The 9878-nt window shown below is 66.8% G+C and carries 8 protein-coding genes; 4 read left to right on the forward strand and 4 right to left on the reverse strand.

What is annotated here, in order from left to right; translation table 11 throughout:
• Positions 1-17 precede the first annotated feature (17 nt).
• Positions 18-1682, forward strand: coding sequence for an acid phosphatase (locus H0X90_RS35160; RefSeq protein WP_006483058.1), 1665 nt, complete (start codon positions 18-20; stop codon positions 1680-1682).
• Between the two features lie 69 nt (positions 1683-1751).
• Here the strand turns inward: H0X90_RS35160 and H0X90_RS35165 are convergent, their stop codons facing one another.
• Together H0X90_RS35165 and H0X90_RS35170 are read right to left on the reverse strand one after the other, a co-directional pair.
• Positions 1752-3263: an FAD-dependent oxidoreductase gene (locus tag H0X90_RS35165; RefSeq protein WP_077189982.1), complete on the reverse strand. Its 1512-nt coding sequence runs from the start codon at positions 3261-3263 to the stop codon at positions 1752-1754.
• A 264-nt stretch (positions 3264-3527) separates the two neighbouring features.
• Positions 3528-3737 carry a hypothetical protein gene (locus H0X90_RS35170; protein WP_006483048.1) on the reverse strand — a complete coding sequence of 70 codons (210 nt, stop codon included), beginning with the start codon at positions 3735-3737 and terminating at the stop codon, positions 3528-3530.
• A 460-nt stretch (positions 3738-4197) separates the two neighbouring features.
• Between H0X90_RS35170 and H0X90_RS35175 the strand changes: the two genes are divergently transcribed.
• The 3 genes from H0X90_RS35175 (at position 4198) to H0X90_RS35185 (ending at position 5793) form a co-directional block, all read left to right on the forward strand.
• On the forward strand, positions 4198-4614 hold the full coding sequence (locus H0X90_RS35175) for a nuclear transport factor 2 family protein (RefSeq protein ID WP_006494815.1): 417 nt from the start codon (positions 4198-4200) through the stop codon (positions 4612-4614).
• Between the two features lie 3 nt (positions 4615-4617).
• Positions 4618-4770, forward strand: a complete 153-nt coding sequence (locus tag H0X90_RS35180) for a hypothetical protein (RefSeq protein WP_171984092.1) — start codon at positions 4618-4620, stop codon at positions 4768-4770.
• Positions 4771-4884: 114 nt separating this feature from the next.
• Positions 4885-5793: an NAD(P)-dependent oxidoreductase gene (locus H0X90_RS35185; RefSeq protein WP_077189983.1), complete on the forward strand. Its 909-nt coding sequence runs from the start codon at positions 4885-4887 to the stop codon at positions 5791-5793.
• Between the two features lie 229 nt (positions 5794-6022).
• Here the strand turns inward: H0X90_RS35185 and H0X90_RS35190 are convergent, their stop codons facing one another.
• Complete coding sequence (locus tag H0X90_RS35190) at positions 6023-7648, reverse strand: cellulase (protein ID WP_077189984.1); 1626 nt, start codon at positions 7646-7648, stop codon at positions 6023-6025.
• A gap of 319 nt (positions 7649-7967) precedes the next feature.
• A complete protein-coding gene (locus H0X90_RS35195) occupies positions 7968-9833 on the reverse strand; it encodes a phosphoenolpyruvate carboxykinase (GTP) (RefSeq protein ID WP_006483011.1) in 1866 nt (621 codons plus the stop codon).
• Between the last annotated feature and the right edge of the window lie 45 nt (positions 9834-9878).

Consider the following 9878-nt stretch of genomic DNA (forward strand, 5'->3'; position numbering starts at 1 on the left):
CCCGAGGAGCCCACGACGTGAACGACACCCCCGATCGCCCCGACGACCTTCCCGCCGATCCCGACCGCCGCCGCTTACTCGGCGGCCTCGCCGCGCTCGGCGCCGGTGTCGCGCTCGCCGGCTGCGAAACCACCGCGGGCAACGCGCCGCGTTCGGCCGCCGACCTGCGCATCGACGAGGCGTTGCGCCAGCGCGTGCGCCACATCGTCGTGATCTATGCGGAAAACCGCAGCTTCGCGAACCTGTACGGCGATTTCCCGGGTGTCCGTTATCCGCTGAGCGAAGTGCGGCCCGAGCATGCGCAGCAGCTCGACCGCGACGGCAAGACGCCGCTGCCGGTGCTGCCGAAGATCTGGGGCGGGCTCGTGCCGCAGGCGCAGGAAGTGGACGGCAAGCGCTACGCGATCGCCGAGCGCGACATCGACAAGCTGCCGAACGCGCCGTTCCGGATTACCGATGCGCAGGGCAAGCCGCTGCCGAACGGCGTGATCACGCGCGACCTGTGGCACCGCTTCTACCAGAACCAGATGCAGATCGCCGGCGGCCGCAACAACCAGTTCGCCGCGTGGGCCGATTCGGGCGGCCTCGTGATGGGCCATTACCGCAATTCGGCCGACACGCTGCGGCTGTGGAATCTCGCACGGCAATACACGCTGTGCGACAACTTCTTCATGGCCGCCTTCGGCGGTTCGTGGATGAACCACATGTTCCTGATTTCCGCGCAGCCGCCGCGGTATCCGGACGCGCACAAGCATCCGCATGCGGCGAAGCTGCTGTCGAAGGTCGAAGGCGACGATCCGGCCGGCACGCGCCTGAAGCTCGCCGACGATTCGCCCGCGTCCGCGCTCGACGGCCCGCCGAAATTCGCGGTCGACGGCCCGCTCACGCCGGACGGCTACGGCGTGAACACGATGGCCCCGCCGTACCAGCCGAGCTACGTGCCGCCGCCCGATCCGGGCAATGCCGCGTATGCGGACCCGGCCGACCATCGCGTGATGCCGCCGCAGGGCTACGCGACGATCGGCGACCGCCTGTCGGAAAAGAACATCGACTGGGCGTGGTACAGCGGCGCGTGGCAGTACGCGCTCGAGCATCGCGACACGGGCACGGTGCCCGATTTCCAGTACCACCACCAGCCGTTCAACTACTTCGTGAACTACGCGCCGGGCACCGAAGCGCGCCGCAAGCACCTGCGCGACGCGGGGCTCGGCGACGAGCCGTCGACCAACCACTTCATCGCCGACATCGACGCGGGCCGCCTGCCGGCCGTCACGTTCTACAAACCGCAGGGCAACCTGAACATGCACGCGGGCTATGCGGACATCGAATCGGGCGACCGTCACATCGCGACCGTGATCGACCATATCCGGCGCGGCCCGCAATGGGAAAACACCGTGATCGTGATGACGCACGACGAAAACGGCGGCTGGTGGGATCACGTCGCGCCGCCGGTCGGCGACCGCTGGGGCCCCGGCTCGCGGATTCCGGCGCTCGTGATCTCGCCGTTCGCGAAAAAGGGCTTCGTCGATCACACGCTGTACGACACGAACTCGATCCTGCGCTTCATCAGCCGCGTGCACGGGCTCGCGCCGCTCGACGGCGTGGTCCTGCGCGACAACGCGTTCGCCGCGCGCGGCGCGACGCCGCCGGGCGACCTGACGAACGCACTCGAGCTCGGCTGACCGCCTGCCGGTCGCCGCAAACGACGACGCCCCGGGCCATCCGATGAATGGTCCGGGGCGTCGTTCGTTTCAGGCCCGGCGGCGCGACGCGGCGCTGCGCACTGCGTCGCGCACGGCCTGCGCCGCATGACGGCCGGCCTGCCGGCCGAAGAACGTCGCGTCGGCCAATGACAGCCCCGAACTGTATCCGGCGCCCCAGCGCGGCAGCCCGCACGTCGTGCGACCGGCTGCGTAGAGCCCCGGCACCGGCGTACGCGTCGCATCGAGCACCTGGCCGGTGGGCAGCGTATCGAGCCCGCCGAGCGTGAAGTGCGGATAGAACGCGTAGTCGATCCGGCAATCGAGCGCGACGAACGGCGGCTCGATCAGCGGCTGCAGCCACTGCTTCGCCTTGTGGAACAGCGGATCGACGCCGTCGGCCGCATGGCGGTTGTAGACGTCGACGGTCGCCGTCAGCGTGCCGGCCGGCATCTGCAGGTCGCGTTCGACCTCCTCCCAGGTTTCGCCGGCCGCCGCGATGCCGATTCGCGCGATGGCGGACGGCTCCTGGTACGTCGCGTGATCGACGAGCAGGTAGATACGATCGTCGGCCTGATGGAACGCATGGTGGCCGGTGCGGCCGTGATAGCCGTCCTCGTTGACGAAGCGCTGCCCGCGCGCGTTCACGAAAATGCCCTTGATCAGCGCTTCGGGCGCGTAGAACGGCAGGCTGACGAAGCCCTCGTCCATGTGGATCGCCGCACCGCCCGCGCTCTGGCCGAGCAGGATGCCCGACCCGTCGTCGCCCGGGCTGCCGATCGGCTCGTCCGAGCGCAGGAATTGCGGCGCATGCCGGCGCACCATGTCGCGGTTCATCGCGAAACCGCCCGCGCACAGGATCACCGCACGGCGCGCACGCACGAACACCGTGTCGCCATACGCGCGCAGCACGACGCCGCGTACCGCGCCGCCGTCGTCGACGATCAGCGCCATCGCGCGCGTGTCGTAGCGCGTGGCCACGCCGAGCGCCGCGACACGCTCGGCCAGCACGCGCATCAGCAGTTGCCCGCCGCCCCAGCCCGGCCATTGCGGCGTGTGGCCGCGCGGGCACGGCTTCGCGGCCTCGCTGAACGGCCAGGCTTCCTCGCTGCCCGACCAGATCAGGCAGTCGTCCGTTTCCGGTTCGACGATCCGCTCGGCGATGAACGTGTTCTTGTACGTCACGCCCTGCGCGACGAGCCAGTCGTGGTGCGCCAGGCTCTCGTTCGCATAGAGGCGCACCTTCGCGTCGTCGGCGTCGCGGCCGCCCGCGAGCATCAGGTAGCGATACAGGTCCTCGGTGTCGTCGGTGAAGCCGGCCTGCCGCTGCGCGGGCGTGCCGCCGCTGCCGCCGAGGTAGATCTCGCCGCCCGACAGCGCGCTCGTGCCGCCGTAGCTCGACGCGCGCTCGACGATCAGCGTGTCCGCGCCGGCGCTCGCGGCCTCGATCGCGGCACACGCGCCGGCCGCGCCGAAGCCGACGATCACGACGTCGTGGTCGGCGTCCCAGCGGTGCACGTCGCGCAGGTTCAGGGGATGGGTCAGGGAATAGTCGAATGACATGACGAATGGATCGGCGTGGAGGAAATCTGCGGGATGCTGCGGACGCGGCGATGGCCGCCCGCGTGGACGACCTGACGCGAAGCAGCGTGGTCGATACGAAGCCCATGCGCGGCACGGATGGAACGCCGGCGACATGAAACCTGACCGGCTACGCTGCCTGATGCGGCACGCCACGTGTCGTATCGCGTGCGCTCGCCGAAAGCGGTCCACGCGTCATCGCGCCGCGATGGCGTCCTTCCTGCGCGGTTCGAGCCCGCACCGGCGTCACATGCCGCGCAGCGCAGCGAAACCGAAGTGCGACGGATCGATCGGCACGCACCCGGTCGGCAACCCGTTCGGATCGACCGAGCGGCATTGCAGGATGCCGGCCGCATACGGCGGCGACGGGACTTCGTCCGCGCCGTATCGCGCCATCGCCATGGCAGCGAACGTGCCCATCGCCAGTACGCACAGCTTGCGAGTCGTCAGTCTCATGATCGTCGTCCCCTCCGGTTGGCCGCTGGTGCGGTTCGTGTCCGGCGTGCCTCGCGTGCCGCACCGGATGACTGCACGGTAGCCAGCGCCAGGCCGGCGGCCATCGTCCGTTTCGACTAGGGGCAAACGCTGAGCGGACCGGGCACCGCATGTCGCGCCGCAGCATCGATACCGACGGCATCGCATGCCTGCGGGGCAGGCAATCACGTGACACGCCTTGCTCGACCGGTCGCTTCAATCGTCAGACGCATGTCCTGCTTCGTCACCGCATCGCACCATCGACTCGCGCGCGTTCGCCGCACGCCGGCCGTCCCCGGTGTTTTCCCCGACCCCGGCCCTGCTCCGTATGGGTGATGAAGGTCGAACGGTCCAGTGCGAACCTGCGCATCGACGTCGCAATGCCGCCGCGTTCGCATACGCGACGCGACCGACTCTTTCCGTTCTTCCACGGGAGCACTGCATGACCGATTCGCATTCGCGCCACGCGCTGTACGAGCTTGCGTGCCGCTACGCCCAGGCCGTCGACCGGCGCGACTGGCCTCGCCTCACCGCCCTCTTCACCGCCGACGCCACGCTGGCCGGCCCCGGCTTCCGCTTCGACGACCGCGACGCGATCGTCGCCGGCATGCGCGTGATCGAGCGTTACGACGCGACCCAGCATCACGTACACAACCAGCTCGTCACGCTCGACGGCGGCGAGGCCGATGTCGAGACCTACGGCGTCGCATGCCACATGTACGTGCGCGACGGCGTGAAGCGCAAGCTCGACTGGGGGCTGCGCTATCGCGACCGCTGCGTGTTCGACGGCGACACGTGGCGCTTCGCCGCGCGCACGCTGCACGTCGACTGGTCGCAGGATCTGCCGCTGGAAGGCTGAACGATGCGTGCTTCTGCTCGCTTCGCCGGCGGCATCGCAGATGCCGCGCTGTTCCTTGCCGGCGGGCTCGCGACGCGGATCACCGGCACGATGCGGGACGTCGCTGGTGACGCGCTCGCGGCAGTCAGCGGGTATCGCGCCCCGAACGGCTTCTAGACCCACTGCCATGCGTCGCGGGCAACGGCTTCGATTTCCGAGCAGCGGCCAGACACACCTGCCGCTTCATCCGTTCATTTCACGCGGCGCCCTTGCGCCGCCACCGGAGACACCATGAAGATCCTGATCGTCGGCGGCACGGGCCTCATCGGCGGCCACGCCGCGTTGCATCTGCACGCGCAAGGCAATCACGTGACGCTCGCCGCACGCAAGCCGCCCGTGGCCGGCAGCGCGCTCGCGCAGTTCGACGTGCTGCAACGCGACTACGTGGCCGGCAATTTCACGCGCGACGATCTCGCGCCGTTCGACGCGGTCGTGTTCGCGGCCGGCAACGACATCCGCCATCTGCCGCCCGGCACCGACGAAGCCGCGCACTGGGAACGCGCGAACGTCGATGCGGTGCCGCGTTTCTTCGCACTCGCACGCGATGCGGGCGTGAAGCGCGCGGTGCTGGTCGGCAGCTTCTACCCGCAGGTCGCGCCGGCGCTCGTCGACACCGTGCCGTACGTACGCTCGCGCCATCTCGCCGACGAACGCGTGCGCGCGCTCGCAACGCCGTCGTTCGCGGTGTGCAGCGTCAATGCGCCGTTCGTCGTCGGGTCGGTGCCGGGGTTGCGCAACGAGATGTTCGCCGCGTACACGGGGTATGCGAAGGGCCAGTTGGCGGGACTGCCGGTGTACGGGCCGGCCGGCGGCAGCAACTTCATCTCGACGCAATCGCTGTCGGAAGCGATCTGGGGCGCGCTGCAGCGTGGCGAGGCCGGCAAGGCCTATCTCGTCGGCGACGAGAACCTGAGCTTCGCCGACTACTTCGCCGCGTTCTTCCGCGCGGCCGGCAACCCGCGCGACGTGCCGTCGCTCGACCAGGAGCATCCGCTGCTGCCCGACATCGCGATCTACACGGGGCGTGGCACCGTCGTGTCGTTCGAGCCCGATCCGGCGGATATCGCGCTACTGCGCTACCGGCGCGGCGACGTACAGCGCGCGGTCGACGAAGTCGTCGCGCATTGCAGCGCGCGGTGAGCGAACGGGTTAAGCACGGCGTGGATACGAAAACGTCCCGCCGCCGGCAACAAACGCCGGCGGCGGGACGTCAGGGTCGATAACGATGCGTACCGCGTCAGCCGCCGATACGCTGCTCGATCTTCTTCATCGTGTCGGTCATTTCAGCCGGCAAGCGCAGCTTCAGCGTCTCGAACGGAACCACGATTTCTCGTGCGACCTACACGTCCTTCCAGTCGCTGAAATACGGCTATTTGCCCAACGCATTGAACCAGCCCGGACCGATCGGTGCATAGCCCGTGGTGCCTGCCGCCGCGGCCCGCGCATTGATTCCGAAATCAGGCCACGCGGGGTAGTACGCACTCGAGTTCGCCTGTGGCGTTCCTTCGATCTTCGCGGTGCCCGGGGTACCCGTCGAACCAGTCGTCGCACCGAGCGTCACGATGCCGAAGTACGGCTCGTAGATGTTCGTGCTGTTCGGCATCGACAACGCCATATCCGAATAGCAGTATGCGTACACCGGACCGTATGCGCCCTTCGGTTGCTGCGCGATCCATGCCATCAGCGCACGGTATTCACGCGCCTGGTTTGCTTGCGTGAGGAAAGGCGCATTCTGCATGGTCCGGAAATTGGCATTCGTATATTGCGTCGACGAGCCACCCAACGTTCCGGTGAAGTTGGTCGCGCCGTCCGTACCGGTCGTCGGCGCACCGAATTCGGTCAACGCAATGGCCTTCGCGCCATCACCGGCTGCGTTCATCTGGTCACGCAAGCTCGTGCCGGTATAGCTCGAAAACGTATTACCGGTACTCGACGGCCACGCGTACGACGGCGACGAAAAGGTATGCCACATCATGTTGAACGCATTCGAGTATTGCGGATACGTCGAGTTGAGCGCCGTGCTCGGGCATTGGTCCTGAGCCGATTGCCAGTCGTCGGAGTAACAGTAAGGATGATGGGCGAGCGCATCGAAATACCCGTGCGCGCCGTTGGCGTACATCACGGCGAGCCAATCGCGCGGATCCCACTGCGTCGGGGCGGGATAGCCCGGGCTGCTCGAATCGACGAGTCCCGCCACGCCGTTCGGTGGCAGTGCACCGCTCGTGTTGTTCGGATACGTCGTGCAGGCCGCGCTTCCGCCCGCATACACATAAGCGCCCGGGTTCGCTTGCTTGATCGCCGGATATGCACTCTTCAGGATCTGTGTATACAGCACCGGATCGTGAGGCATGAAATCGATGCCGCAATTCGGTTCGTTCCAGATTTCCCATGCGTCGACCTGTCCGCCATAGCTGTCGCTGCCGTAATGCTTGGCCGCGGCCCGAGCAAAGTTGGTGTAGTGAGTTGGGTCCGGTGCGCACAGCCATGACGGAACGCCGTTCGCCTGCTGATAGCCGCCCGAGCATTTCGAACTGGCCGCCCACGGCGGGGTCAGCAAAATCAAGCCCAGCACTCGCAGCCCGTTGTTGCGTGCCGCACGGATAACCGTGTCCGTCACGCCCCAGTTCAGTCCACTGCCGCTGCCTGGATTCGGATCGTTGACGTCAATGCTGGTTTGCGACGGTTGAATGCGCGCCCAGTTGATATCGATCCGAACCCAGCGAGCATGCGTCGCGGCAAGACCGGCCATGTAGTTGTTGATCGCTTGCGTCGGGTTGCCGGCGTTCTGATTGATGATGTCGTTGATTTCGCTGCCAAGGTTGATGGCAGGCACCGGCGTATTGGTCTGGCCCATTGCGGGTCGGCCAGCCAGCAGCACGACGACGAATGCGATGCACACGAAGCCGGCCGAACTCGAGTTCGATCGGCCATTCCGGCGGCCGGACAGTACACGACCCGCCACGTCCGATAGCCACCTCATCGATTCAGCAATCATCAACGCCCCCAGGAGTTTGTATCGGAGCGTCGCCAATTTCGCAGCCAAATTCCGACACGAGAAACGGCGCGCCCAATCCGATAACCGACGACGTCGCTGTGTCGACGGACGAGTCGTGATTGTCCCGAATCGATCGGCGCGCAAGCGTGCGTTATCGCACTCATCCATGTCGGGGAATATGCGAAACGGGCTGTCGCGAGACAGGCTGTGCCGGCCAGCAAAAATCGTTCGCCACGCGAAGCGAAGAAACAAAAACGTCCCGCCGCCGGCAACAAACGCCGGCGGCGGGACGTCAGGGTCGATAACGATGCGTACCGCGTCAGCCGCCGATACGCTGCTCGATCTTCTTCATCGTGTCGGTCATTTCAGCCGGCAAGCGCAGCTTCAGCGTCTCGAACAGCGCCGCATGCAGCTTCAGCTCCTCGCGCCATTCGTCGGCGTTCATCGACGTCACCGCATCGAACTGATCGCGCGTGAAATCGAGGCCGTCCCAGTGCAGGTCTTCATACGCAGGCGACACGCCGAACGCATGCTCGCCGCCACCGCCGGTGCCTTCGAGACGATCGAGCATCCACTTCAGCACGCGCATGTTCTCGCCGAAGCCCGGCCACACGAACTTGCCGTTCGCATCCTTGCGGAACCAGTTCACGCAATAGATCTTCGGCAGCTTCGCGCCGGCGGCTTCGAGCTGCTTGCCGAGTTTGAGCCAGTGCGCGAAATAATCGCTGACGTTGTAGCCGCAGAACGGCAGCATCGCGAACGGATCGCGGCGCACGATGCCCTGCTGGCCGACGGCTGCCGCGGTCGTCTCGGAACCCATCGTCGCGGCCATGTACACGCCTTCGACCCAGTCGCGCGCCTCGGTGACGAGCGGTACCGTCGTCGAGCGGCGGCCACCGAAGATGAATGCGTCGATCGGTACGCCGGCCGGGTTTTCCCAGTCGTCGTCGATCGACGGGCACTGCGCGGCCGGCGCGGTGAAGCGCGAGTTCGGGTGCGCGGCCTTGCGGCCGGTTTCCTTCGCTATGTCGGGCGTCCACGGATTGCCCTGCCAGTCTGTCAGCTTCGCGGGCGGCGTGTCGGTCAGCCCTTCCCACCACACGTCGCCGTCTTCCGTCAGCGCGACGTTCGTGAAGATCACGTTGTCCTTGAGCGTGGCGATCGCGTTCGGATTGGTCTTCACGCCCGTGCCCGGCGCCACGCCGAAGAATCCGGCTTCCGGGTTGATCGCATACAGACGGCCGTCGCGGCCCGGCTTCAGCCACGCGATGTCGTCGCCGATCGTCGTGACCTTCCAGCCGTCGAAGCCCTGCGGCGGGATCAGCATCGCGAAGTTGGTCTTGCCGCACGCGGACGGGAACGCGGCCGCGACGTGATACTTCTTGCCGGCCGGCGACGTCACGCCGAGGATCAGCATGTGTTCGGCGAGCCAGCCCTGATCGCGGCCCATCGTCGACGCGATGCGCAGTGCGAAGCACTTCTTGCCGAGCAGCGCGTTGCCGCCGTAGCCCGAGCCGAAGCTCCAGATCTCGCGCGTTTCCGGAAAATGCACGATGTACTTGACCGGGTTGCACGGCCACGGCACGTCCTGCTGGCCGGCTTCGAGCGGATGGCCGACGCTGTGCACGCACGGCACGAAATCGCCGTCCTCGCCGAGCACGTCGTACACGTCGCGCCCCATGCGCGTCATGATCCGCATGTTCACCGCGACGTACGGGCTGTCGGACAGTTCGACGCCGACGTGCGCGATCGGCGAACCGAGCGGGCCCATCGAGAACGGCACGACGTACAGCGTGCGGCCGCGCATCGAGCCGCGGAACAACCCGTTGAGCGTCTCGCGCATTTCGGCGGGCTCGATCCAGTTGTTGGTCGGGCCGACGTCGTCGCGCGAGGCCGCGCAGATGAACGTACGATCCTCGACGCGCGCGACGTCCGACGGGTCGGATTGCGCGAGATACGAATTCGGGCGCTTCGCCGGGTTCAGGCGCTTGAGCGTGCCTTGATCGACCATCGCCTGGCACAGCGCATCGTATTCTTCCTGCGAGCCGTCACACCACACAACCCGCTCGGGCTCCGTGAGTGCCGCGATACGCGATACCCAGTCGATCAGCTTGCGATGTTTGACGAAAGCCGGCGGAGCGATCAGCGGGCCGTGTGTCGCTTCGGCCATGGTGTTTTGCGACATGGGGATGTCTCCAGATTATTGGGCGGGGATGGGGGACTGTCTCTT

This window comes from Burkholderia sp. 9775_39 (genome assembly GCF_015712225.1).
In the GTDB taxonomy this organism is placed as follows: Bacteria; Pseudomonadota; Gammaproteobacteria; order Burkholderiales; family Burkholderiaceae; genus Burkholderia; species Burkholderia cenocepacia.